The sequence below is a fragment of the Cupriavidus pauculus genome (assembly GCF_008801835.1).
GTDB classification, from domain to species: Bacteria; Pseudomonadota; Gammaproteobacteria; order Burkholderiales; family Burkholderiaceae; genus Cupriavidus; species Cupriavidus pauculus.
This window is the reverse complement of the sequence record NZ_VZOW01000037.1, coordinates 1-26,145: the sequence shown is the minus strand read 5'-3', so window position 1 is coordinate 26,145 and position 26,145 is coordinate 1. Positions and strand designations below refer to the sequence as shown.

Here is a 26,145-nt window from a genome sequence, read left to right as displayed (position 1 = left end):
GCGGGGCGTCGTCGTTTTATATCCCGGCGCAGTTAAATCTTTCCTACAGTGTGAGCATGCACCGGCACACCACCAAGGAGACGCCGCCATGCCCCCGGAGAACGAAGACAAGGTTGCGCAATTGTTGGAGGAACTGGTGGCAATCGCGCGCGAACGCTTGCCCGCCGCCACGTTTGCCATCGTCGAACCGCTGCTGCGCCACTATTACGATCTGACCGACGCCGAGGACCTGCTGGCGCGCGACGTGGCCGATCTCTATGGCGCCGTGATGGCGCATTGGCAAACCGCGCAGAAGTTCGTACCGGGCACTGCGCGCGTGCGTGTCTACAACCCGAACCTCGAAGAGCACGGCTGGCATTCCGACCACACCATCGTCGAAATCGTGAACGACGACATGCCGTTCCTGGTCGATTCCGTGACGATGGAGGTCAACCGCCACGGCCTGGCGCTGCATTCGGCCATCCATCCGGTGTTTCGCGTATGCCGCGATGCGCGCGGTGGCATCGAGAGCATCGACCTGGGCGGCAGTGAACCGGGCACGGCAAGCTGCCGGCTCGAGTCGTTCATCCACTTCGAGGTCGATCGTACCGGCGAGACCTCGCGGCTTGACGCGCTTCGCCTGGGCATCGCCAGTGCGCTGGGCGATGTGCGCGCTGCCGTGGAAGACTGGCCGCGCATGCGGCAGATCGCCGAGGAAACCGTGGCCAGCATGGCGCGCACGCCCGACGCAGGCACGCCGGACGCCGTGGAGGCGCGCGCCTTTCTCGAATGGATGCTCGATGACCATTTCACCTTCCTGGGCCATCGCGACTACGAGCTGATCTCGCGCGACGGCCAGTTCTATCTGCGCGGCGTGGCCGGGTCCGGCGCGGGCCTGTTGCGCGAAGCGCTGCGCGATCCTGGCGCCGACGACCTCACCCCGCTGCCAGCCGCGGCGCGAGCGATTATCGAGGGCGCTTCGCCGATTTTCCTGACCAAGGCCAACTCGCGCGCCACCGTGCATCGCCCCGGCTATCTCGACTATGTCGGCATCAAGCTGCTCGATGCCAACGGCAAGCTGTTCGGCGAACGGCGCTTTGTCGGACTCTATACGTCCACGGCGTATATGGTCAGTACCAGCGAGATCCCGCTGGTACGCCGCAAGTGCGCGAACATCCTGGCGCGTGCAGGTTTCCTGACCAAGGGCCACCTGTACAAATCGCTCGTAACGATCCTCGAACAGTATCCACGCGACGATCTGTTCCAGGCCGATGAAGACGAGCTGTTCGACATCGCGCTCGGCATCCTGCGGCTGCAGGAACATCAGCGCACGCGGGTGTTCGTGCGGCGCGACCGCTTCGACCGGTTTATCTCGATCCTGGTGTTCGTACCCCGCGACAAGTACAACACCGACCTGCGCCAGCGCATCCAGAAGTTGCTGGTGCAAACGTTCAACGGCACCAGTTGCGAGTTCACGCCGCTGCTATCCGAATCGCCGCTGGCACGCATCCAGCTTACGGTGCGCGGCCAGCCGGGCACGATGCCCGAAGTGGACACGGCCGAGCTCGAGGACAAGATCGTGCAGGCCACGCGCCGCTGGCAGGATGATCTCGCGCAGGCGCTGCACGACAGCCGCGGCGAGGAACAGGGCAATCGTCTGCTGCGCCTTTACGGAGATTCGTTTCCGGCCGGCTATCGCGAGGACTACCCCGCCCGCACCGCGGTACGCGACATCGAACTGATGGAGCAGGCGCGCCGGCACAGCAGCGGCCTGGCGATGAATCTGTACCGGCCGATCGAAGCCGTGCCGGGCGCGTTCCGTTTCAAGGTGTATCGCGCCGGCGAGCCGATCGCGTTGTCGCTGAGCCTGCCAATGCTCGAGCATCTCGGGGTGCGCGTCGACGAGGAGCGTCCGTACCTGATCGAACCCGATGGTGGCGAGCCGGTATGGATCCACGATTTCGGCCTGGAGATCGCTGCCGACGCCGACGGCCAGCAGATCGACGTCGACATCGAGAAGATCAAGCCGTTGTTCGAGGATGCGTTTGGCCGCGCCTGGAATGGCGAGATCGAAAACGACGATTTCAACCGCCTGGTGCTGCGCGCAGGGCTGGCGGCGCGCGACGTGACGATCCTGCGCGCGTATGCCAAGTATCTGCGCCAGGTTGGCTCGACGTTCAGCAACGCCTATATCGAGCGCGCGCTCACGGCAAACCCGACGATTGCGGCGATGCTGGTATCGCTGTTCGTGGCCCGCTTCGATCCGGCAACTGCCGCACCGGCCGGCGCCGAAGACGCGCGCGCCAGGAAATGGCTGGCCGATATCGAAACCGCCCTCGACCAGGTGCCGAATCTTGACGAAGACCGCATCCTGCGGCTGTTTCTCAACGTGATCAACGCCACGGTACGCACCAACTATTTCCACCGCGGCGCCGACGGACAGCCGCGCCCCTACGTCTCGTTCAAGTTCAATCCGGCGCTGGTGCAGGGCCTGCCCGAACCGCGCCCGATGTTCGAAATCTGGGTGTATTCGCCGCGCGTCGAAGGCGTCCACCTGCGCGGCGGGCGGGTGGCGCGCGGCGGCTTGCGCTGGTCCGATCGCCGCGAGGATTTCCGCACCGAAGTGCTGGGGCTGATGAAGGCGCAGATGGTCAAGAACACAGTCATCGTACCGGTCGGATCGAAGGGCGGCTTCGTCGTCAAGCGACCGCCACCGGCGACCGATCGCGACGCCTTTCTGGCCGAAGGCGTGGCTTGCTACCAGACCTTCCTGCGCGGCCTGCTCGATCTGACCGACAACCTCGTCGCCGGCGAACTGGTGCCGCCGCCCGACGTGGTGCGGCTCGACGAGAACGATCCATATCTGGTGGTGGCCGCCGACAAGGGCACGGCCACGTTTTCCGACTATGCCAACGCGATTTCCGCCGAATACCGCTTCTGGCTCGACGACGCGTTTGCGTCGGGCGGCTCGGTCGGCTACGACCACAAGAAGATGGGCATCACGGCGCGCGGCGCGTGGGAAAGCGTCAAGCGCCACTTTCGCGAGATGGGCACCGACATCCAGACCACGCCATTCACGGTGGTCGGCGTAGGCGATATGTCCGGCGACGTATTCGGCAATGGCATGCTGCTGTCGCCCCACATCAAGCTGCTGGCCGCATTCGACCATCGTCATATCTTTCTCGATCCCGAACCCGACTGCGCCACGAGTCTGGCCGAGCGGAAGCGGCTGTTCGATCTGCCACGCTCGAGCTGGGCGGACTATGACACCACGCGGATTTCCGCCGGAGGCGGCGTCTACCCGCGCAGCGCCAAGACCATTGCGCTATCGCCGCAAATCCGCGCCGCGCTGGGCATCGAGGCCGCCTCGCTGGCGCCGGCCGAGCTGATGCACGCGATTCTTACCGCGCCCGCCGATCTGCTCTACAACGGCGGCATCGGTACTTACGTCAAGGCCAGCACCGAAACCCACCTACAGGCAGGCGACCGCGCCAACGACGCGATACGGGTCAATGGCAGCGACCTGCGCTGCAAGGTGGTCGGCGAAGGCGGCAATCTTGGCTTCACGCAACTGGGCCGCATCGAATTTGCGCGCAAGGGCGGCCGAATCAACACCGACGCCATCGACAATTCCGCCGGCGTCGACTGCTCCGACCACGAGGTCAACATCAAGATCCTGCTCGGCCTGGTTGTCGCCGATGGCGAGATGACCGAAAAGCAGCGCAACAAGCTGCTGGCCGAAATGACCGATGAAGTCGGCCTGCTGGTGCTGCAGGACAATTACTACCAGACCCAGGCGCTGTCGATTGCCGGACGCGAGGCGCCCGCGCTGATCGACGCGGAAGCCCGACTGATCCAATGGCTGGAGCGCGCCGGACGCCTGAACCGGCCGCTCGAATTCCTGCCCGCCGAGACCGATATCGCCGAACGCAAGGCGCTGGGCGCCGGGCTGACGTCGCCCGAACGCGCGGTGCTGCTGGCCTACAGCAAGATGTGGCTGTACGACGAACTGCTTGCATCCGATGTGCCCGAGGATGCGCTGGTGGCTGGCCTGCTCATCGACTACTTCCCCAAGCCGCTGCGGGAGCGGCATGCCGCGGTAATGCAGCGCCACCCGCTGCGCCGGGAGATCCTGGCCACCCATCTGACCAACTTGCTTGTGAACCGCGTCGGCGCAACGTTCGTCCACCATCTCATGGAAGAGACCGACGCGCGCCCGGCGGATATCGTCCGCGCCTGCCTGCTGGCGCGCGACGTGTTCGGCCTGACCACGCTGTGGGAACGCATCGACGCGCTCGACAATCGGGTCGACGACGCCGTGCAGGCGCGCATGTTCGGCGCGCTGGGCCGACTGCTGGAACGGGCCACGCTCTGGTTCATTCGTTATCTGCGCGGCGGCGGCACCGTGGAGCCCGGCGCCGAACGCTTCGTGCAAGCCGCGCAATGGCTGACGCCGCAACTGGCGGGACTGTTGCCGCCGGACGCTTCGCAGGCGATGGCCGATCGCGCCCTGACGCTGTCGGAAGCCGGCGTCGACCAGGATCTGGCGCTGCGCGTGGCCGCCAGCGACACGGCGGCGGCCGCGCTCGATATCGCCGAGGTGGCCGCAGCATGCGGCCGCAGCCTGAGCGCGGTGGCGGCGGTCTACTTCGCGCTCGATACGGAACTGAATTTCGGCTGGCTGCGCGAGCGCGCCTTGTCGCTGCCGGCGGCGACGCACTGGGACCTCTTGGCGCGCACCACCACGCTGGAAGACCTGGGCCGCCTGAAACGTGCCTTGACCACCAGCGTGCTGGCGCAATCGGGCGACAGCGACGACGCCCCAGCGCTGATCGAAAGCTGGCGCGCCAGCCGGCACGCCGCGCTCGACCGCTATGCGCAGATGCTGACGGACCAGCGGGCGTCAGGTGTTTCCGGCGCGGCGGCGCTGTCGATGCTTTCGGTGGCGGTGCGGGAAATCGGCCTGCTGGAACGCGCCTGAGCCCCCCGGGGCGGCCAAGGCGCGCCGATGCAGCCCAGCGTGGACCAGTTGGCGCTAGTCCTCGTAGATGACGTCGTCGTCGTCGATGTCGCGCAGCGGCGCGGCGTCGTCGTTGCAGATCAGGTCGTCGTCGGCGCCATCGCCGCGCGCGCGGAATTCGATCCCCAGGCGCAGGAACAGATCGAACGCATCGGCCAGCAGATGTTTCTGACGTGGCAGCAGGCTGGCGTACGGCATGTCGTAGATCGACTGGTGCGTGCCGCGCGCGCCCTTGAGCCCGCGATCGCGGGCGATGTCAGACAGCAGCGCGGCGAAGCCCGAGAGATCCTGTGCGCTCAGCGCGGCGTTCAACACGCGCGCAATAACTTGCGGCGATGCACCCGCCCATCCAATGATTTCGGCATTGGAGGCGGAATCGTGGGAAATATCGCTAATGTCCATGTTTGCCTTAACGGTCCGCGACGGGCCGGCTTGAGGCAACATTGCTATCGCTTTTGACGTCGCCCCTCTTGCGGGGGGGCATCGGGACCTTTTGCATGCCGTGGCGCGGGAGTCTGCACCGGCGCCGTGGCCGCAGCCGCCGCGCGCCGGGCCTGGCGATACTCGACGGTGCCGTCACGTCGTGTCCTGGCCTCGAGCCGGTTTCGCGCGCCGCACTGTGGACAGCGGAACAGCGGCCCCTGCCCTTCGTTCCTGATTTCCACTTCGTCGGGCGACCACTGCGCGCCGCAAGGCTGGTTCTGACAGACAAACATCGTGTACTCCAAATGAAGCGGGCCATCGTATCACGCAGCCATCGTCTGTCGCGTCGCGCGATCCGGCCGATCGGGCCCCACCTTGGCGGGATGGCGCAACCGCTTGCGTCAGGCGTTGTTCTGGATCCAGTGTCGGGCCCACGCCGCGGCGGCGGTACGCGCTTCGGCGGCGGTCATATAGGTGGCGGGTGGCCCGCCGGCTTCCTCGACGACGGCGCCGGCTTCCCAGATATCGCACCAGGCGCGGTAACGATCAGGCCCCAGCGCCTGCCAGAACAGGTGAACGACGAAGCCGCGATACTCGAACATGTCCGCGCCGCCGTCCGTCTGGTGCGCAATGGCGCCTGTCGAGGTGCCCGGCGCCGGCTCTTCCTGCCCTGCGATCGCCGCACGCGCTGCGCGGCGGCTGCCCAGCGCCGCGCACAACCCCGCGGTCACCGCCCCGGCCAGCAATCCCGCTCCAAACCAGCATGCCCTGCTGTCACGTTGCACGATGATCCTCCCCGAAAAGACGCCTCTCCGATGTCGAGACGCGCCGGAAGATCGGAGGTTCCTCGCAATCAGGTTATACCAGGCCGACATTTCCGCCAGCCGCGCAACGCCTCATGGGTCTGGACGAGACTTTTCTGATTCTGCGCTGACAGCGCCGAAGTTTGCGATTCGCGCGTGCAATGCTGGATCGGGATCGCTATACTACTGTACGTTTATACAGTATCGATTTTGCTCGGCCCAAACGCTACTCGGCCACAACCGCAACGCCACGGAATTTTTTTCCTGCGCTTCCGCCGCGCCGCCAAGCATCAGGGCGGAAGCCGCACCGCCACCGACAATCCATCGACATGCCCGCATACCAAGCTGCCTCTATCCTGTTGGAAGCCCATTACTTCGGCGACGACGCCGAACTGCTGCGCCTGCCTTGCGACTGCGTCACGGTCCACGGCGGCGCCATCGTCGTAACCGGTCTGGAAACCCGGTATCTGCACGGTCTGCGCTGGACGCCGGACTACCTGTCGTTCGAAGCCGGTGGCGACCACCATCGGTATCCGGTAAGCCGCCCGGCCGTGGTCGGTCCCTTGGCGGCCCGCTTTGCGATGTTGTAGCGGAAGCGGCAGTCGCGCGGAATCACGGGTACAGGCTCGTCAGCCGAGCCTGATCAGGCCAGTCATTCGGCGCCGCTGCCCGGGCAGCGGCTGCCGTGGATCAAACCGGCGGCTTCGCTCTGAAAGCCGACCCGCAGAGGCGGGCGCAGGACGAGTGCCGGGCCACCGGCCAAGTCAGCGCATGCCCTGCGGACAACGCGAACGCTGCCTCAACGACCGAGCGCCGAAGCCCCCGCATAGACCGCGCGATCTGCAAGCTGGCGTTCGATGCGGAGCAGTTGGTTGTATTTGGCCGTGCGATCCGCACGCGACAGCGATCCGGTCTTGATCTGGCCGCAGCGGGTTGCCACAGCAAGATCGGCGATCGTGACGTCCTCGGTTTCGCCCGATCGGTGCGACATCACGGCGGCATAGCCATGGCCATGCGCCACTCGCACCGTTTCCAGCGTCTCGCTGAGTGTGCCGATTTGATTGGGTTTCACGAGGATGGCGTTTGCCATGCCCTGATCGACGCCCGCGCGCAGCAGCGTGGGATGCGTGCAGAACACGTCGTCGCCCACCAGTTGGCAGCGTTGCCCGAGACGCCACGTCAGCAGTTGCCAGCCCGGCCCGTCGTCCTCGGCCATGCCGTCTTCGATCGATACGATGGGATAGCTGTCGACAAGGTTCGCAAGATAGTCAACCTGCTCTTCGCGCGTGCGGGTCGTGCCTTCGCCCACGTAGCAATAGCGGTCTTGCGTATAGATTTCGCTCGATGCCGGGTCGATCGCCAGCGCAATATCGACGCCGGGACGATAACCGGCGCGGCCGATCGCCTCCACCAGAAAATCCAGCGCCTGTTCCGCCGTGCGCAAATTCGGCGCAAAGCCGCCCTCATCGCCGACGTTGACGTTGTGCCCCGCCGCCTTGAGCAACGCGCGCAGCGTATGAAACACCTCGGCGCTGCTACGTAGCGCCTCGGCAAATGTCGGCGCTGCCACTGGCGCAATCATGAATTCCTGAAAATCGAGCGCATTGTCCGCATGGGCGCCGCCGTTGATCACATTGATCAATGGCAGCGGAAGCAGCCGCGCGTTGTCGCCACCGAGATGAACGAAAAGTGGCAGCCCGTTCGACGTGGCGGCGGCGCGCGCCACGGCCAGCGACACGCCCAGCATCGCATTGGCGCCGAGTCGGCTTTTGCCTGGTGTGCCATCGAGATCGATCATCACCGTGTCGATCTCGGCCTGCTCGTTGGCATCCATGCCGAGCAGCGCATCGCGCAACTCGACGTTGACGCTTTGCACTGCCTGCCGGACGCCCCGCCCGAGAAAGCGGCGGGGATCGCCGTCGCGCAGTTCGGTCGCTTCGCGCGCGCCAGTCGATGCACCCGATGGCACGATCGCCCGGCCCGTTGCGCCGTCGGCCAGCGTGACCTCCACCTCGACTGTCGGATTGCCCCGGCTGTCGAGCACCTCGTGCCCCGCAATCTGCGCGATGCGCGCCACCTGTCCGCCACGTCCCATGTCCGCCCCTTTCGTGAAAAAAAACGTCGATGTCGAAATCGTAACCGCCTGAACTGGCGGCGAATATCGAGTAATCTTTTGGTCTTCGTCAGTTTTTCTCACATAGCACCATGCGATCCCTGCCACCGATGTCGACGCTGCGGGCGTTCGAGGCCACCGCTCGGACGGGGTCCGTCACGCGGGCCGCGGAAGAGCTGTGCCGCACCCATGGCGCGGTCAGTCGTCAGCTACGCCAACTGCAGGAACACGCCGGCGTGGAACTGTTCGAGCGCGATGGCACAGGCGTGCGGCTCAATGAACACGGACGCGCATTTCATGACGTGGTGCGTGCGGTTTTCGATCAGCTGGAACAGGGGTACGCGCGTGTCCTGGATCAGGCGCGTGGGCCGACGCTGCATGTTGCTTGTAGCGCCACCTTTGCGATGCGGTGGCTCGTGCCGGAAATGTCCGATTTCTATCGCGTCCGGCCAGATATCCGCATCCGCCTGTCGATGACTTCGGCGCGCGAGATGCGCACGGAAGGTGCCGACGTCGTGATCGCGTGGGATCTGTCGTCGTATCCGACAGCCGACCGGCAGCGCGCAATCTGGCTGGCGCCGGTCGCATTTGGCCCAGTCTGTGCGCCGGCGGTGGCGCGGCGTATCGCCAGGGGCGCCCGTATCGCGCACGATTTCACGTCGAGTGCCTGGGACCAATGGGAAGCGAAGACCGGCAAACGCATCGCGTCCGGCAGCGCCGTGACATTTCCGCATACGCACCTGTGCATCCAGGCCGCCCTATCGGGGCTCGGCGTGGCGCTGATCGAACAAAGGCTGATCCAGGCAGAGCTGGCCGCGGGAACGCTGGTCGCCCCTTTCGGATTTACCGCATTCGAGGGCGGGCTGATGGCGGTGCCCGCAGACCGCCAGGTGCGCGCCGACATGGCGGGATTTGTGGAATGGATGCGCGCACGGCTCGGGCAGGCGCCGGTTTTACAAAGCACACCCGCGCTGCGGCGCAAGCCGACGCACGCGACTGTCGCCTGAACCGCAGCCCTACCCCATCGTGGCCATCCGGCGCGATGCGCCTAGCGCACCGACGCGCGCAGAGCAAACGTCAGCGTGGTGCCGGCGGGGCGATCCACGAGCCTTACCTGACTGCCGTTCAACTGCAGCATGCGCTGCACGATCAGCAAGCCCAGCCCGCCGCCGCGATGGGCGCCGCCCGAAGGAAACGGCCGCTGGAAGATCGACTCGCGCAACGCAGCGGGAATACCGGGCCCGGTATCGCTAACCGTCACCGCCACCTTGCCGTCCTGGCTGGCCAGATCGATTTCGACCGTGCCGCCGGCCGGCGTATGGCGGATCGCGTTGTCGAGCAGGTTGGTCAGCACGCGCTCGATCATGCCGAGATCGGCGGTCACCGACGGCAACGCAGGCGGCACGCCGGCGCGCAAATGCAGATGCTTCGCCTCGGCTGACAGCGCGAATTTTTCGAGCACGTCCTGCGTCAGATCGACCATCGAGAAATCCTCGGGACTGGCCTGCACCATGCCATGCTCGAGCCGCGCCAGTTCGAACAGCGCCTGCGCGAGACCGCCCACCTTTGCGCTCTGCGCCAGCGCGATCGCCAGATAGCGTTGACGGTCCTCCGGCGAAAGCTTGTCGGCCTTCACGGACAACGTCTCCAGATAGCCGTGCAGCGATGTCAGCGGCGTGCGCAGATCGTGCGAGATATTGGCGACCATTTCGCGGCGCTCCTGATCCTGTTGCTTGAGCGTGCGCCACTGTGCGTCGATCCGGTCGGCCATCTGCCGGAACGCGGTTTGCAGCGCGGCGATCTCGTCGCGCGGCAGTGCGTCCGCGCCGGCGCCCGACGGCGTCGTGCCGCTGTTGCCGCCAATGCCACGAGTGCCGCCGTTGGCGCCGTTACCGCCGTTTGCGCCAGCGCCGGAATCGAACTGCCGCATCTCGTCGGCCAGACGGCGCAGTGGGCGCGTGATCAGCGCGAATGCCACCAGGCCGGCGATCAAGCCGAGCGTCGCGACCAGCGCCATCGACCACAACGTGGTGCGCATGACCGAATCCTGCGACGCCTGCGCGGCGAGCTTGTCATGGGCTTCGCCCATCAGCACCACATAGATAAAGCCGCCCTGCCGCAGCGGCGCCGCACTGAAAACCTTGCGTCCCGTTGCGCTGCGCGGATCGTCGCCGAGAATCGGCAGCGCGCCGCCGTTGATCAGCGCCTTCACCGGCGCCAGATCGACATGATCTCGCATAAGGTGTCCGACCGGCGCGTCGTGACCGCGGATGCGGCCCTGGTCATCGAGCAGATAAACCTCGACGCTTGGATTCACCACCATCAACTGCCCGAAGAGTTGTCGCAGCGCCTGCGGCGCGATGGCGCTCTGATCGTCGAGCAGCGCGTTGCGCGCGATGTAGGCGGCCAATCCGCGGGATATGTCCTGGATGACTTCCTTTTCGTGCATCGCGTTGGCGCGCACCTGCAGCCACGCCGATGCGCCGCAGCAGGCCAGCAGCAACGCGGCGAACACAGCGGACAGCCGCTGGGTCAACGAGAGATTCATGATGCCGCCTCCGGCGAGCCGTCGCCGTCCGGGCGCGGTCCGGCCTGCGGCGCCGCTTGCGGATCCGCCACGAAGCGGTAGCCGCGCCGCCACACGGTAAGAATGCGCCGCGGCTGGGCGGGATCGACTTCGATCTTGGTGCGCAGCCGGTTGATATGCGTGTTGACGGTGTGCTCGTAGCCCTCGTGCTGATACCCCCACACGGCGTTGAGCAGATCCATGCGCGAGAACACCTTGTCAGGGTGCCGCGCGAAGAAATACAGCAGGTCGAATTCGCGCGGGGTCAGGTCGAGCGCCTTGCCATGGATGGCCGCCGTGCGCGCCAGCGGATCGATCGTCAAACCGGCCAGGCTCAGGCTGCCGGTATCGGCGCGCACGTCGCGCGCCATGGCGTCCACGCGCCGCAGCAGCGCCTTGACGCGCGCCACCAGTTCCAGCACCGAAAAGGGCTTTGCCAGGTAATCGTCGGCGCCAAGTTCCAGCCCAAGGATGCGATGCACCTCGCTCGACCTTGCGCTGGTGATGATGATCGGCGTGTAGCGCGTCATGGCGCGGGCGCGCCGGCAAATCTCCAGCCCATCGACGCCGGGCAGCATCAGGTCCAGCACCAGGGCGTCCCAGCCGCCCTGTTCCAGCAGGCGCAACCCCTCGGCGCCATCGGCGCTGTGCACCACCTCGTAGCGCTCGTCGCGCAGGTGCATGGCCAGGACATTGGCGATGCCGACATCGTCTTCGACCAGCAGGATCCGTTTCGGATGTTCCATGTTTCAGCATTTACGGGAAGTGGCCCTATTGTGCAGAAATCCGGCTGGCCAGTTATCACGAATTGTTTAAGGTTTGGCGAGGACTCCGATACGGCGCGCTGCCTACTATCCGATCACCCCATTCCGATTACGGAGTCCATGATGCGCATCACCCGACGCTTTCTGTTGTCCGGCGGCACGCTGGGCGCGGCGGTTGCGGCCGTTGGCGGTTGGCGATTGCTGGCCGGACAGCCCGCCCAGGCCGGCACCGCAGCCCCGCAATCGTTCGAAGTCACCATGAGCGATGCCGAATGGCGCAAGAAACTGACCGCCGCCCAGTACGACGTGCTGCGCCGCGAAGGCACCGAACGGCCGTTCAGCAGCCCGTTGAATGACGAGCATCGCAAGGGCGTGTTTGCCTGTGCGGGCTGCCAGCTCGACCTGTTTTCATCGAACACGAAATTCGACAGCGGCACTGGCTGGCCAAGCTTCTGGGCGCCGCTGGCCAACGCGGTAGGCACCACCGCGGACGGGTCGTTCGGCATGGTCCGCACCGCCGTGCACTGCCGCCGCTGCGGTGGACATCTGGGCCACGTTTTCGACGACGGCCCCAAGCCAACCGGCCTGCGATATTGCATGAACGGCGTCGCCATGACGTTCCGGCCCACCGCCACCTGACGCACCGGCCACCCGCCGCGCCCGCCACACCGATTTCGAGTCCATCGCCATGCTGCTACTGATCCTTGCCTATCTTGGCGGGGCGCTTACGATCCTGAGCCCCTGCATCCTGCCCGTGCTGCCGTTCGTATTCGCGCGCGCCGACCAACCATTCGTGCGCAGCGGGCTTCCGCTGCTGGCGGGCATGGGGATCACGTTCGCCGGCGTCGCCACGCTGGCCGCGGTGGGCGGTGGCTGGGTCGTGCAGGCCAACCAGTACGGACGCTGGCTCGCCATCGCACTGCTGGGGCTGTTCGGACTGGCATTGCTGCTGCCGCGTCTGGCCGAAAGGCTGACTCAACCGCTGGTCAACGCGGGCAGCCGACTGTCGAACCTTGCGCAGGCCGATGGTCGCGCCAGTCCGGCGTCGTCGTTACTGCTGGGTGTCGCCACCGGCTTGCTGTGGGCGCCCTGCGCCGGCCCGATCCTCGGCCTGGTGCTGACCGGCGCCGCGCTGCAGGGCGCCAGCATTGGCACCACCGTGCTGCTGCTGGCCTACGCAGCGGGCGCCGCGACGTCGCTGGCCGTCGCGCTGTTGATCGGCGGCCGCGTATTCGCCGCCATGAAACGATCGCTGGGCGCTGGCGAGTGGATCCGGCGCGGCATTGGCGCGGCGATGCTGGCGGGTGTTGCGGCGATTGCGCTGGGACTCGACACCGGCCTGCTTACGAGAATTTCCACGGTGGCCACGGGCGGGCTCGAGCAGCATCTGGTCGACCGCCTCGCCCAAAAGAATGCCGCCAAGGACGACCGTGGGGACGCCATGATGAAACAGGTGAATGCGCCATCGATGGCAGGCGCTGCAATGGCTGCGACATCGCCCGCCGAGGCAGACGGGTCGATGATGCGCACCGCCACTTCCGCATCGGCCTTGCCCGTGGAAGGTCGCTTCCCGGGGCTGGACGGCGCAGTGGAATGGCTCAACTCGCCGCCACTGACGACTGAGGGCCTGCGCGGCAAGGTCGTGCTGGTCGACTTCTGGACATACTCCTGCATCAACTGCCTGCGCGCGCTGCCGTACGTGAAAGCGTGGGCCGACAAGTATCGCGACCAGGGACTGGTGGTCATCGGGGTTCATGCGCCCGAGTTTGCGTTCGAGCGCAACGTCGACAACGTGCGCAAGGCGGCCAAGGATCTGGGCGTCACCTACCCGATCGCCATCGACAACAATTTCGCGATCTGGCGCGCCTTCAACAACAATTACTGGCCGGCGCACTACTTCATCGATGCGCAGGGCCGCGTGCGGTTTCACCATTTCGGCGAAGGCGAGTACGAGAAATCCGAAGCTGTCATTCGCGAACTGCTGGCCGAGGCCGGGCACCGCGACGTCGGCAAGGTAGCGACGACCACCGGCGATGCAGGCCGCGGCGTGCAATTGGCTGCCGACAGCGACGCGGTGCGCTCGCCTGAAACCTATGTCGGCTACGCACGCGCAGAGAATTTCGCCTCGCCCGGCGGCGCCCGCGCGGACTCGGTGAAAACCTATAGCGCGCCGCTGCAGCCCGCCTTGAACCAGTGGGGGCTGGCAGGCGACTGGAAGATCGGCGACGAACACGCCACGTTGGCAAAGCCGAATGGACGCATCGTCTATCGATTCCACGCACGCGATCTCCATCTGGTGCTGGGTCCGGGAAGCGACGGCAAACCTGTCAGGTTTCGCGTAATGATCGACGGCAACGCCCCGGGGGCTTCGCACGGCACCGATGTCGCTGCCGACGGCACGGGCGCCGTCACGGCACAGCGGCTGTATCAACTGGTGCGGCAGGACGACAACATCCGCGACCGTACGTTCTCGATCGAATTTCTCGACCCCGGCGTACAGGCGTATGCCTTCACGTTCGGCTGATCCAAAATAATCAGAAGTAACAAGGAGCCATCATGACAATCCTGACCACGCTGCAAAGCTGGACCCGTCCCACCACGCTCAAGATGATGGGCCTGGCCATGCTGACCGCCGTTGCCACCACATGGCGCGTGCCCGCGCTGTCGGCCGAGGAGGCGGTGCGCATCCCCATGCCGGCCGCCGATGAGCAGCCGACCACACAGCACAGCGCGACCGCCGTCTTCGCGGGCGGCTGCTTCTGGGGCGTGCAGGGGGTGTTCCAGCATGTCCGCGGCGTCACGCGGGTGACGTCCGGTTATGCCGGCGGCTCAGCCAAGACCGCTCAATATGAAATGGTGGGCACGGGATCGACCGGACATGCCGAATCGGTGGAGATTCGCTACGATCCCACACAAATCAGCTACGGAAAATTGCTGCAGATTTTCTTTTCCGTGGCGCACAACCCGACGCAACTGAACTACCAGGGGCCCGATCATGGCACGCAATACCGCTCGGCGATTTTCGCCATGACACCGGTGCAGCGTTCGATTGCGGAAGCCTACATTGCGCAACTGACCAAGGCAAAGGCGTGGTCATCACCCATCGTAACGCGCGTGGAAAATTATCAGGGGTTCTACGCCGCAGAAAACTACCATCAGGATTTCCTCGCCAAGAACCCGAATTATCCGTATATCGTATTTAACGATCTGCCGAAAATTGGAAACCTGAAGAAGATGTTCCCAGAGGTCTACCGCAATGACGCGGTGCTGGTGAACAGCGCGAGCCGATGACATCGCATGCACCGGCCGGCGCCTCAGCCAAGCACCTTGATGGCTGCGGAAACCATCCACCCCGCCGCCAGGCACGCTCCGATCCATCCGAATCCGATCAACAAGATATCTCGCCAGCTCATCTGCTACCCAGTCGTTTGATGAATGGGGTTAAGGCTAGGCGATATGCCACGCGGATTGAATGCTGGAGATGTAAAGAAATTTTGCGGTTGTATCGATCTCGATATGCACCGTGCGCGATGCGCTATGCACCAGCGCAATGTGCGAGCGCGTCGTAGCGGCTTGGTGAGCGACGAAACAGGAGGGAAGCATGTGCGTGAACTATGCTCCGGTTCAGCGTCAGGTACTTCGCGATATCTTCGGCGTGGAGCCGCCACGCGGCCCTTGGAAGGAAGAAGCGTGGCCCGACTACCCTGCCCCGATTATCCGAATCTCACCGGATGGAGTCCGCGAGGCCGTTATTGGCACATTCAGCATGGTGCCGCGGTCAAAGATCGCGCCCGGCACCCGATATTTCCCGACAGCAAACGCGCGCATCGAAACCATCGGCAAACTCAATTCGTTTGCGCGCCATTGGCAGGCCGGCCAACTGTGCCTGATACCAGCGACAGCGCTCTATGAACCGAACTGGGAAACAGGCAAGGCAGTGCGGTGGAAAATCGCGCTGTCCAACGGCGAGCCATTTGCCGTCGCTGGACTATGGCGAGCGTGGCCAGACGGCACGATCTCATTCACGATGCCGACGACAAATGCCGACCATCACCCATTGATGAGCCGCTTCCACAAGCCCGGCGAAGAAAAACGCGGCGTTGTGATATTGCCCCCCGACGAATGGCACGCCTGGCTCAATTGCCGCGATCCGGAGGCGGCTCGGCGCTTTTTGCGGCAATATCCCTCAGACCTGCTGACGGCGGACGCTTCGCCCCTGCCGCCGCGAGAAAGCAACCGGAAGGAACCGCCTGAAGCGTAACGTTAGGGTCGCGCCGCCATCCACGGCAATGCGCCTTTCTCGATGCACGGCCGTTTCCCGGTCCCCACAGACCCTCGTTTTTTTGTTACTTTTCTTTTCTTCAAGGCGCGAATTCTGACGCGTCCGTCATCATGACCGGTTAGCGGCCGAGTCCTCCGGCCTGGCTTCTCGATTGAAGGCACCTCAGCGTGGGAGTTGGAGAATGGGCGTTGTAGCGATGGTAATCGCCGTATTTTGCTTCTGGAGATTCGTGAGCCGCAAAGCGGCATACATCTTTATCGGATTCCTGACTTTCGGACTCCTGGCTTACGCGGCCAATCCGGAAGAGCAGACGTGCAGCAACCGCGCTTGGTTTTGCCCCATCGTAGTAGACAAGCCCGTGACGCCAAAGGTGGCCAAACCGTGTCCCGCCGAAGAACCCATCGGCCCCAACACACCGATTTTTGACAGCGAAGCGGCAAACGCCGAGGTCCAACGTCAGATCCTCGCTGGCGTGTGCCAGCAAACCGCAATAGGGCGCGTCGCCCACGGCTGGAAGGCGAAATTCGACCCCGCTTACGCGGCACGCACACACCAGGTCGAGTAGAGACGTTTCGGAGTACCGCGATCAGACAAGGGGCAAGAACGCACCGCAATGGCGCGGCGTTTCCCAGGTCATCCACTTGTTTGCGGGGCCACGCTGACCGGCGTCCGCTTGCGCTCAATCAGACGCTTACCGAGTCGCAGAAGCGGCATTTCCACAGCCAAGTGTAGCAGCCACGCGACCATGCAACAGATCGCCAGTGCGGTAAGCATGCCGGACAGACCGTCCCGATAGTCCAGCAACGGATATTCTTTCGCATACTTGGCCATCGTCGTAAGCACAAGAACGTGGCTCAAATACAGCACGTACGAAATATCACCCAAGATCATCAAGGGTCGCCATGTGCATCGCATACCGGCGGAATGCATTACGAGAGCAGTGAAAACGACCAGCGGCGGGAGTGAGCAGTAGAGCGTCATCATTGCAGCATTCTGGCCTACGTTGGGATACCAGGCCGCAGCACAGTTCAGCGCTAGAAGCAGCGTGCCGACAACAACGGTCGTCGCGACCAATAATGGTTTCGGAACGCTCGAGGCAAGGTCTCTGCACTTCCCCCACAACGCATATACGATGAATCCCGAAACGATGTAGAGCGACACGCTCTGGCCATAGAATCGGACGAAAGGATCACCGAGGTTCGTTTTAGCGTGAAGGATCGCGAGGCCCCCAAAGACACTGCCAACGCCAACCATTGCGGTGCGACGTCCAACCAGTCCGAACACAGCGAACAACGCATAAAAGAAGAACTCGATGTTGAGCGTCCAGCCCGTAAAAATAAACGAACCGTAGTCCCCACTGACGGAATCGCGATATGGCAAAAACATCATGCTCATCAGCACATCGTGTACCGCACGTTCGCTATGCAAAGCGTTCAACGCCTGGCGCGCGGCCTGCAACGGGTCGTGCCAAAGCCACCAAATCCAATCGAATTGCCCGAGCGACAACCAAAAGAATCCGAACCCGGTAACAACCCAGTAAATGGGTACGATTCTAACAATCCGCCTCGTCAGAAACTGGCTCATTCCAGACTGTGTAATGTAGGCGACAATAAATCCGCTGATCACAAAGAATATGCTGACGCCCTGAAACTGTGTCGCAACCACCCCGAAAATCTTGTACTCGGTATGAAGCAATACGACCGCTAGTGCAGCCAGGCCGCGCAGAACTTGGATATTGGTAATCATGAGCAAATTGTACCGTATCCGATACTGTCGCTCGCGCCTGTCAACACCCCGCAACGCGCTAGGCCGATTTCAAACACGGCGGGGTGAGCGCTATCACAGCCGAAACCCGTTGCGAAATACGATCAATACGATCGGTATCCCAATAATGACTAGTGGCACGCTTGCCAGAAACATTGTTCCGTCAACCGCTGCAGTCAGAGGTGTCAAGGGAAGTCGGGCCACAGTTTCCCCGGCTGTAAGCTGCTCCGTGATGGAAATGCTATAGGCTTTGTTGAATTGCTGCGACTGAGCGCTGGCGGAAAATTCGCGCGCATCGTATCGGCACCCGGACAGACCTCCCTCCAGAAGCATTGCGCCATCCCGGGTGCGTTCGAATCCAGCGGCGGCCGCCGCTCGTTCGTCCTCTACTGCTACAGGATTCGGCAGCCGCAAGCTGTAGCTGCCAGAAATCTCGTCCCCCGTCGCTTTAAAGTTGGAGAAGCTCGCTTCTACTTTCGGACGGAACGACGACGTCAATACGGTTTCAAGCTGACGCGGCATATCAAGGACATAGTGGTGCTGTTTTCCGAGCACAATGAGTTTCCGGCGGTCGGCAGTCATCATGAAGCTGGAAACTTCTTCCTGATACTGCTTGTCTGCGAAAAGCTCCTGTGTCAGCGGCTTCCTTCTGAACAGGCTGCATCCAGCCAGCGGTAGCGCACTACACGCAATGGACGCAGCGTATTTCGTCTTTTCATAGGCATCTCCAAAGTTTCGCTTTTACGTTAAGGCCACGGCACGAGCCGGGTCCATCGTGGTCAGTTCACCGATAAAAGTGTCGATGCGCTGGGCGAGCGTTACCTTGTCGGCGTTCTTGTGTGTCGTAAGGACCTTGAGCAGGCGTAGCAACTGTTGCTTGACCTCGTAGGCAAGCGACCGCTCCCAGGCAGCCCTCCGGAATTGCTAGGTGCGCTAGCCCAGTGTGACCGGCAGGTACAGGGTCGTATAGGCTCGGTCAGCACGCTCCCTCATCCGAGCCATCACAAATTGCCGCACAAGTTGGTTCTGCTCGCCGTCCGGGCTGGGCGAGCTCAGCATCTAGGCAAATGCGGCGTCGAACGTTGCTGGACAGCAAGATCGGCGGCCTGCGCTTCGGTTTCTGCACCATCGATGGCGAGCAGATCGCGCACGCGCGTAGGTGTATTTGCCGCCGGATTTCGGTGCACGTGCTGAACAGCGCGTTCCGAAGATCATTGAACCCCGGTGATTACTTGCGCATTGCCGCCGTAGTTCCAGCTAGAGCCAGCGACTCCCTGCCCACAAAGATCCGCTCCGGCATCCGCAGATTGCGCAGCTCCAGCGCTTCCAGCGGGCCGCGCCCAACGGCCGCGCGCATCTGGTAGCGGATCGGATATCGCATGTCAGCCGGTGCGGCAAGCTGGGCTGCGCGCGGCAGCAGGCTTTCTGAATGCTCCGGTCGATCGGCCGCGTCTGCCGACTCATTGCCGTTCTTGCCTTGGCTCGAAACTGTCGTGTCGGGAACAGCCTGAAACGTAAGCTGGACCGTCGCGCTATCCACAGGCGTCACGCGCGCATGCTCCAGCATGCGGATCCAGGCCCAGACACCTTCGGTCTCAAAGCTTTTGTTCGTGCTGGCGGTCTCTGTCTGCCATTGCAGCAACGTGCGCGGCGCTTGCAGGTTGTTTGCCGGCCATGTCATGGACTGCCAAGTTTCGCGCTGGTTGTAGTAGTGCAGCGTCTGGTTATCGATCGTCAGCACGGTGTCAGTCAGGCCCGGCGTCGGAATCGGCTTGAGTTCGAAGCGGTACTGGGGGTCGCCTTGCACCAGCAGATGGGCGCCCACGCGCTGCAATGTGTTGATGAACTGAAGGAAAGCCGGGTCGAAAGCCAGCCCGTGCGCGCCGCTGCCGACGGGCACCCATTGGTCGCCCTGCAGCACCAGCACGCCGGCCAATTCGGCCAGGAGGAAGGCATTGATCAGACCGCTCTGCGGGCGGATATGGCGCGCCAGTTCGGGCAACGATGCGTCATTGGCCGTGTCGGCGAAGGGATAGCGGCTGGCAAATGCACGGTTCCACGGCAGGGCGATGGACTGCCGCCACGCCTCGTTGAGGCTGGCCTGCGCCGGTTGCAGAACGGATTGCAATGCCAGGGCGATCGGGTGCACGAACAGCGTGTCACCCATGCCGGCCCATTCGGCACCGAGGCTTGCCGCCATGAGCTGGCCATAGGCTTGCGTGTCGGCCAGATCCGATCCTTTGCCCTGGAACAGCGACTGGGCCATCTGCCGCGCCTGCATATCGGCGTCCGCACTGTTGGTCAACTGCTGCAGGCGCAGACGCACTGCGGTGATCCGGTCGAGATAGCGCTGCAAGCTCAGGTCGCTGCTGCCAGTGCTACCACTACTCCCACCACCCTGCCCGGGTTGCCCCACCAGCCGCAGCACCGGACCAAACGCTGCCGCGAGCGGGCCGGCCGGATCGGGCCTGGCGGCTGCGGGGGCCTCGTCCTTCCTACCCAGAATCCCCTGCGCCTTGGCCACCAGCGTGTCCGACAGGGAATCCTTGTGCGCACCGGCGCCACCCTGATACGCGAGCGACTTCATGAGTGCGATGACCGGCGACTGGCGCGCGTCGGCCATCAGCTTGAGTTGATCGACGACACCGGGCAGCGTCGCGGCCGGCTCCCACTGCATCCCGTTCATGAACTGCTGCCAGTGCTCGGCGTAGTCGGCAAAATACCGCTCGGTCAGCGCCTTGCGGAAATCTGCTGCCGATGCGCTTGATGTCTGCCGGGCCGACTGCGGCTTGCCATCGGTGATCACCCAGTCATTCGCCACGTCCTGGCGCTTGGCGGCCTTCTCGATGGCGGCCTCTACGTACCCCTCATAGGCCTGTCGCGTAAAAACACCCGGCACGGTCGCCGAGGCGCGCATCAGCCCGCGCGGGTCCGTGCCCGCCGTCAGCGATGCCAGCGTCTGATCGGGATACTTGGCGCCGGCGCCATCGAGGAGGTTCTGGTAGACCGTATCGACGGCATTGCGCTCGCCGATGACGGCCAGCAGCGTCTGCCGCGCGCCGGCGACCAGATCAGAGCGCGGCTCGATATGCCAGTCCGGATTGGCCTTGAGGTGTTCGGCATAGAACTTGGCGAAACGCTCGGCGAGGTCCTGTCTCTGTCCTGGAGTGATCTTGGCATCGGTGGACCAGTGCGCGGCCAATTCCCGCGAGAGGAACGCCGGCTCCACCCGCTCCGGGTGAGCCAGCATCAGATAGGCCTTGAGCGTATCGCGGCCATCCAGCGCCCACTTGGCGGTTTCCTCGCTCAATCCATCCGTCCGCAATTGCGAGAGATCGACCAACGTAGATTCGAGGTTTTGCGCCACGGGCGTCACCAGGATGTCCTGGCTGGCCTTTGCGTACGGCTTCCACAGCGCGGCCAGCACCTCCGTGTCCCGATTCAGCCCAAACCGCGTGAAGAGCGGCGCGTGATGCTGGACGCGGTACTCGTAGCGCAGGATCTGCTGCTGCAGGGTGTCGAGGGCTTTGAGGCGCGCGGCGGGGGTGGGAGCGGACTCGATGTCGTGCACTGCTTGATGGGCGGTCTGGAGGTCGTGCTCATTGCGCAGGCCTGAGATGAGCATGCCGACCACCCACATGCCGATCACGGTCAGGGCAAGCCAGGCACAGATCGTCAGCGGATGCCAGGCGGTGTGGCGGCCGGGCTGACTGCGCGCAGCGTCGGCCAGGTATTGCCAGATCGGCAGCTTAGCGCCGGCGTCCGGCTGTCCGGTTGCCGGGACGGGCGAAAACGCGATGCCGCGAATGGACTGCCGTCGTGCGGCGGTAGAGAGGCGGGCCAGGTATTCGGCAAGCGAACGGGCGCCGCCGTCCAGCCGTTGAGAAAGCCTGCCAAGATAGCGTGCCTCCTCCTTCTGGGGCAGTTGTGCCAGGCTACGGCCCGATAGTCGATCGCGCAAGCTATGCAGCGCCGCCTCGATTGCGGGAGCGTCGCCGTGACGAGGCACCTCACAGGCAATGACCGGAATGTCGTCGGAAGGCTGACTGTCCTGCTCGATATCGAGCACGTAAGTGGGGGCGGCCCACCGCAACGCGTCCGTGATCCGTGTCAGCCAAACACCGTCATGGAAGCCGCTGTCTGTCTTTGCATCCACGCTCGCATCGGTCGCCAAGACCACCGCATCGACCGGCCGGCGACGCAGCTTATAAAGCTGCCGGAGCCAGGCGATATCGGGCTGACCATCGTCGCCGGGCTTGCTCCACAGCAGGACCGCCGCGGGCGTGAGCCGCCAGCCGGATTGGGCCGATTCTGGCAGCAGCTGGTCAATCGCGGCATCGCTGCCGATCAGAAGCAGCCACGGCTGGCGATAGCGCCAGCGCCAGCCATGCATGGCGCGAAGGGCATCGCGCAAGGCTCGTGCATGACCATGGGCGAGCCGCAAGGCTTCGGCAGGTGACGAGGCACCACCTGGCGTTGGCTTGTTCTTGTCGTAAGTCAACGCCCACTGGGCGGCTTTCATCGACGCGATCTTGAGCAGGATGGCCTCGAAGAAACGGACGAAAAGCAACAGCAGAAGACACGTGGCGAGCAAGCCCAACTCGATCGCCTGCAGCTGATAGCCCGCCCATCCAATCTCCGGCCCTTTGACGAATGCAGTAGCCATCAAGCTCAAAAAAATAACGACAATCGCAATGCCAAACCAGAATGCGACGGGAGACTTGTTTTCATTCATGTTGGTGTCTTGCATGCAAGGGCAATCAGGTCGTCACCTTGATGGGAGAGAACTAGCTGCGGTGTGCGAGTCAGCTTCGCCTGCTCGAGGGCGAGCGCCGTGGCGAGCCAGGCCCCTGCACCGTCGCAGTCCCCGACGGTGGTGCCGACATCCACCCGCTGCGCGCCTTTGCTGAACCGGGGGCAGGATTTGACGGGGAGCGACACGTCCTCGGACAAGGTATGACTCCAGACCGTACGCACCTGCGCCGTATCGGCGCCGCACCATCGCACGGCCAGATCGCATGCCTCATGTTTGCCGTCCGCCTTACCCTTAGCCGGACGATGGAGATGCAGTGGCGGTGCATTGCGCACGATGCCAGGGTGCGCAACTAATAGGACTACGCCGGCTTCGGCAACGCCGTTTTGTGGACTAACGCTGACAACCTTGCGCAACTGAAGGCAGACCAGCAGGCGTGCCTCACGTGGCTTGATCTGATCGTGCCAGTCATCCACGAGGAACAGCGAGAAATGCCGGTCACTCGCGTTGACCTTGACCTGAAGCGTGGGAGCCTTCGCACGAATCCGCTCGTGCAAACGTGCCTGTACCTCGGCAGATTTCACAAGCGACCTGCTGCACACATCCACATGCAGGACGGTATGGACGGGCAAGGTCGCCAGCGTATTACCAACGCAATCAATCAGCCGTCGCAGGAGCCAATCACATACGGCTCGGTGCCGCTTATGTTCGACGAGTATGTTCCCGGCATAGAAAGGCTCGCCCGGGATCTCCAGCCAGCGTGCACTGACATCGGTGCCGGGTTGCGCTGCGCTTGGTCGGGTGCCCAGTTCTATGTCTCCGTTGAGCACGGCCTCTACGTTGTTCTCCTTATCCTCAGCCGAAAAACACCAACCATGCCCGAGCACGACCAGAGGCTGCCCTGCAAGAGAGTGCCGTTCCTGCTCGAAGCGGTCACTGACATGATTGATCGCCATGACTTCACAGCGTCGCGCGTGCGCTATCCCCTGCGATACGCTGAACAAGAACACCCAAGCAAGAAGCGGAAATAATGCTGCACAACACCAGAACCAAAGCGTATTCGACGGCGAGCCTTTCGGCCACAGGACGATAGTCAGGCCGGTGCCCAACGCAACCGTCACGACAAGCAGGATCACCCAGAAGATGACCGTCGGGCGTGGCGGCGGGGGCACCGGCACCCGAGGTGGTACCCGCTCAAAATCAATCGGCATCTACCGCACCGTCGCGCCAGTCGAGGAGGCAATTAGGACGCTCCCGCACTCCGTCGAATCGCCATCTTGGGCTAGCGGTACGCCGCCGTCTGTAATGCGCGTAGTGCCGCCAAGAATGCGGTTTTCGCCATGGACCGGACATGACACGAGGTCACCCCGGCGTGCCGCACGCCGCCCCTTGACCTTTATGCGGTCGGAGCCGTTCAGGATCACGCCACCGTGAGTGGTTTTGTCGCCTTCGTATGTTAGGTTATTCATCTCGAATCAGAAATATTCAGCGTTTACCGCCCATTTTTCCACTCCCTAGCTTTTTATTTATATACCTTACTTCGGCGCGATATTTTTCAATTTTTAATTGATATATACTTTTTTACGTAAGAACTTTATTATCCTCGATTGGAGGATCGCAGAAGATAAAATTTTCAATTCCTTGACGATCAGCAATAAAGATCGATAATTTTAATTTGTAATTAAAATTTTTTAGCACGCGTGCCACCGTGACTTATTTGCCGCCATCGCACGCTAAATTAAACACTCAATTATCTGCGTATGAGTCTCCATGCCAACGTTACTTACTACGCACGAGAACTGCATCTCTGGGTGCGTAGTAAGCGCCACCAGACGGTGCACTTTCAACGTGCCAAACCAATTGGCCTTTGACTACTTTCAGTTGCGACTTTCCCTTTGTAGCACCAAAAAAAGACGAAAACTCGACAATTGCAGCCGTTCCAGAAGAATTCGTTACATCATATATATTTGGATTCTCCTCGTCGTCGCAGTCAATTCGATTTCCATTCTGCACTATCGCGCAATACTGCCCTCGCACGTCTCTTCCGGTTTGCCGCAATTTAATTGAAAATGTCCGCGACTTTGGCGCCACCAACCAGATCCAATCCCCGGAAAATTCTTGTCGCGAGGGCGCAGAAAATATCAGAACGGAATAAATTAGTAAATTTACGCCTATAATTCCCGTCATTTTTCTCATTTTATCGATGTTTCAGGATAGACATATAAATGCCATTATTTTTTAAGTATATCCTTATATCCCTCTTCCTTAATTATTAGATAGGCAGACTGACGTATCGATGCATCATTTGTGCAAACATAAGTAGCGATATTTATATTTCCTTTATACACAATAATCCCCGCTGAAAAATCCGATCCCTCTTCAGTCTTGACGGTTTTGTCATAGAGAAAATAGGTGTACCCGCCTCCCGCAAATCGGATGTGCGCCTCACCACCTCCTGCATAATGGGTGCTGCTAAAATGAAAAACCTTCCCCCTACGATCAGCCCCGTCAGAAATTTCGAGATCTATTGAATTTCTTGTTTTATGTCGATAAGTTAAGATACCCTCACTATTTGATTCGCACAGTGACGCAGCCCCTCCCCGAAGATCGCAGTTGAATATCGCTGCTTCACCAGCGGTACAAATCCCCTCTGCAGACACTGCAAGATGTTTACTACCAAGAATAATTAATGCTATTTGAACGAAAATTTTTCTTACAATCATTCCGTTGGCAATCCTAAAATTAAAGCCACTCTGTTGTAACGACTCAATCTGTCACAGTACCCATTCTGCCCACCATTCACGACTTGAGTAACGTCTTGAACACTTCCCGATTCAGAAATTGAATTAATACGATTTATCGACCAAAATGCGAAGCCCGACTCAATTCCATACCCCACATTCTCGGATAATAATTCCGGATTTCTAATAAAATCCCGCTGATCGTCCGGAGTTCGTAGATTGTGCTCATTTTGAAAAGATTTATACCCACTTTTGCCTGTTATTTGAATGATTCCACGGCCCCGATATTTGAATCCCTCTCCACTCAACTCATCGGAGTTCCCCATTCTATTGGCGTAAACATAGCTACCGAGATGATCAGCGTTATGAGCATAATAAGACTCCTGACTCCACAGCTTGTCCCTTAACCTACCGTTGCTACAATCGTCGCAGGTCGAATCGTATTTTCGCGGGCCACCCTTACAGCCAAATATCTTTCGCATCTGTTTTGCACTATAATTTAGCGCCTCCTCGCTAACACGAAAGCCACTTTCGTGGGCAACCTGCGAAAGAAAATGTGCAATTCTTTTCGGCGTATTTATTTCGTAAATTTCCGCGTATTTATTTAGAAGAGGCAGGATCCTCTCATTGTAAGATAACGAATTTCCCGGCTCCGCGGCAATGAGCATTTCAAGAGTTATTAGCGGGCACTCACCAAAAAAATTCCCCCCCAACCCAATCGGATGAATATGAAAAACATCCGACCCCGGCAGATCACTGACTCCTGCCTTCACGTCATCCCACCAAACAAGCTTCTCGATCCGCTTCTGCTCCTCGACGTGCTGCGGCTGCGGACCTGTGTGCTCTTCAATCTCGCGAATTAATTGCTGCCACTTATTTGGATTGGCCCATTCACTTTCGTGCTTGATGATGAGACGCGACACCCGCAATGCGCGCC

At 61.9% G+C, this 26,145-nt stretch carries 19 protein-coding genes and 1 pseudogene; 8 read left to right on the top strand and 12 right to left on the bottom strand.

Translation table 11 applies throughout. The annotated features are described in order from the left end of the window. Positions 1–88: 88 nt before the first annotated feature. The gene (locus tag F7R19_RS25075) at positions 89–4,960 is read left to right on the top strand and encodes an NAD-glutamate dehydrogenase (protein WP_150982383.1); all 4,872 of its coding nucleotides are present in this window, start codon (positions 89–91) and stop codon (positions 4,958–4,960) included. Between the two features lie 54 nt (positions 4,961–5,014). On the opposite strand, the gene F7R19_RS25070 is transcribed toward F7R19_RS25075, so the two are convergent. Further along, positions 5,015–5,401, bottom strand: a complete 387-nt coding sequence (locus tag F7R19_RS25070; protein WP_061954965.1) for a hypothetical protein — start codon at positions 5,399–5,401, stop codon at positions 5,015–5,017. 422 nt (positions 5,402–5,823) lie between these two features. After that, a complete protein-coding gene (locus F7R19_RS25060) occupies positions 5,824–6,207 on the bottom strand; it encodes a hypothetical protein (RefSeq protein ID WP_223505692.1) in 384 nt (127 codons plus the stop codon). Positions 6,208–6,554: 347 nt separating this feature from the next. Here F7R19_RS25060 and F7R19_RS25055 point away from each other — a divergent pair, with 347 nt between their 5' ends. Continuing rightward, on the top strand, positions 6,555–6,815 hold the full coding sequence (locus F7R19_RS25055) for a hypothetical protein (RefSeq protein ID WP_061954967.1): 261 nt from the start codon (positions 6,555–6,557) through the stop codon (positions 6,813–6,815). A gap of 209 nt (positions 6,816–7,024) precedes the next feature. Here F7R19_RS25055 and eno read toward each other — a convergent pair whose 3' ends face one another. Next, a complete protein-coding gene (gene eno / locus F7R19_RS25050; RefSeq protein ID WP_170292651.1) occupies positions 7,025–8,320 on the bottom strand; it encodes a phosphopyruvate hydratase in 1,296 nt (431 codons plus the stop codon). Between the two features lie 110 nt (positions 8,321–8,430). On the opposite strand from eno, the gene F7R19_RS25045 reads away from it, so the two are divergent. Further along, positions 8,431–9,345, top strand: coding sequence for a LysR family transcriptional regulator (locus tag F7R19_RS25045; protein ID WP_150982382.1), 915 nt, complete (start codon positions 8,431–8,433; stop codon positions 9,343–9,345). A gap of 41 nt (positions 9,346–9,386) precedes the next feature. Here the strand turns inward: F7R19_RS25045 and F7R19_RS25040 are convergent, their stop codons facing one another. Both F7R19_RS25040 and F7R19_RS25035 read right to left on the bottom strand, forming a co-directional pair. Beyond that, on the bottom strand, positions 9,387–10,886 hold the full coding sequence (locus tag F7R19_RS25040; RefSeq protein WP_150982381.1) for a sensor histidine kinase: 1,500 nt from the start codon (positions 10,884–10,886) through the stop codon (positions 9,387–9,389). Next, a complete protein-coding gene (locus F7R19_RS25035) occupies positions 10,883–11,650 on the bottom strand; it encodes a response regulator transcription factor (RefSeq protein ID WP_150982380.1) in 768 nt (255 codons plus the stop codon). The genes F7R19_RS25040 and F7R19_RS25035 overlap by 4 nt, the downstream gene beginning before the upstream one ends. Before the next feature lie 141 nt (positions 11,651–11,791). On the opposite strand from F7R19_RS25035, the gene msrB reads away from it, so the two are divergent. The 5 genes from msrB to F7R19_RS25010 all read left to right on the top strand — a co-directional run bounded on the left by msrB (position 11,792) and on the right by F7R19_RS25010 (position 16,515). Next, positions 11,792–12,307, top strand: coding sequence for a peptide-methionine (R)-S-oxide reductase MsrB (gene msrB / locus F7R19_RS25030; RefSeq protein WP_061959722.1), 516 nt, complete (start codon positions 11,792–11,794; stop codon positions 12,305–12,307). Positions 12,308–12,356: 49 nt separating this feature from the next. Further along, positions 12,357–14,192, top strand: a complete 1,836-nt coding sequence (locus F7R19_RS25025; protein WP_150982379.1) for a cytochrome c biogenesis protein DipZ — start codon at positions 12,357–12,359, stop codon at positions 14,190–14,192. Between the two features lie 32 nt (positions 14,193–14,224). Further along, the gene (msrA, locus tag F7R19_RS25020; RefSeq protein WP_150982378.1) at positions 14,225–14,959 is read left to right on the top strand and encodes a peptide-methionine (S)-S-oxide reductase MsrA; all 735 of its coding nucleotides are present in this window, start codon (positions 14,225–14,227) and stop codon (positions 14,957–14,959) included. Between the two features lie 310 nt (positions 14,960–15,269). Continuing rightward, positions 15,270–15,929: an SOS response-associated peptidase gene (locus tag F7R19_RS25015; protein WP_150982377.1), complete on the top strand. Its 660-nt coding sequence runs from the start codon at positions 15,270–15,272 to the stop codon at positions 15,927–15,929. Between the two features lie 250 nt (positions 15,930–16,179). Next, positions 16,180–16,515 (top strand): hypothetical protein, encoded by a 336-nt coding sequence (locus tag F7R19_RS25010; RefSeq protein WP_150982376.1) that lies wholly within the window; start codon positions 16,180–16,182, stop codon positions 16,513–16,515. A 68-nt stretch (positions 16,516–16,583) separates the two neighbouring features. Here the strand turns inward: F7R19_RS25010 and F7R19_RS25005 are convergent, their stop codons facing one another. The 7 genes and pseudogenes from F7R19_RS25005 to F7R19_RS30020 all read right to left on the bottom strand — a co-directional run. Further along, a complete protein-coding gene (locus F7R19_RS25005; RefSeq protein WP_150982375.1) occupies positions 16,584–17,696 on the bottom strand; it encodes an acyltransferase family protein in 1,113 nt (370 codons plus the stop codon). A gap of 93 nt (positions 17,697–17,789) precedes the next feature. Beyond that, positions 17,790–18,299, bottom strand: coding sequence for a hypothetical protein (locus F7R19_RS25000; RefSeq protein WP_150982374.1), 510 nt, complete (start codon positions 18,297–18,299; stop codon positions 17,790–17,792). A 643-nt stretch (positions 18,300–18,942) separates the two neighbouring features. After that, positions 18,943–22,380, bottom strand: coding sequence for an ImcF-related family protein (locus F7R19_RS24995; protein WP_223505690.1), 3,438 nt, complete (start codon positions 22,378–22,380; stop codon positions 18,943–18,945). A 65-nt stretch (positions 22,381–22,445) separates the two neighbouring features. Continuing rightward, on the bottom strand, positions 22,446–23,678 hold the full coding sequence (locus tag F7R19_RS24990; RefSeq protein WP_150982372.1) for a hypothetical protein: 1,233 nt from the start codon (positions 23,676–23,678) through the stop codon (positions 22,446–22,448). Further along, a complete protein-coding gene (locus F7R19_RS24985; protein ID WP_150982371.1) occupies positions 23,679–23,936 on the bottom strand; it encodes a PAAR domain-containing protein in 258 nt (85 codons plus the stop codon). It lies immediately after the preceding gene. 762 nt (positions 23,937–24,698) lie between these two features. Next, entirely contained in the window at positions 24,699–25,190 is a 492-nt protein-coding gene (locus F7R19_RS24980) for a hypothetical protein (protein WP_150982370.1), read from the bottom strand. Next, a pseudogene (locus F7R19_RS30020) lies at positions 25,187–26,145 on the bottom strand (glycoside hydrolase family 19 protein); the annotation flags it as partial. The pseudogene F7R19_RS30020 and the gene F7R19_RS24980, both read right to left, overlap by 4 nt.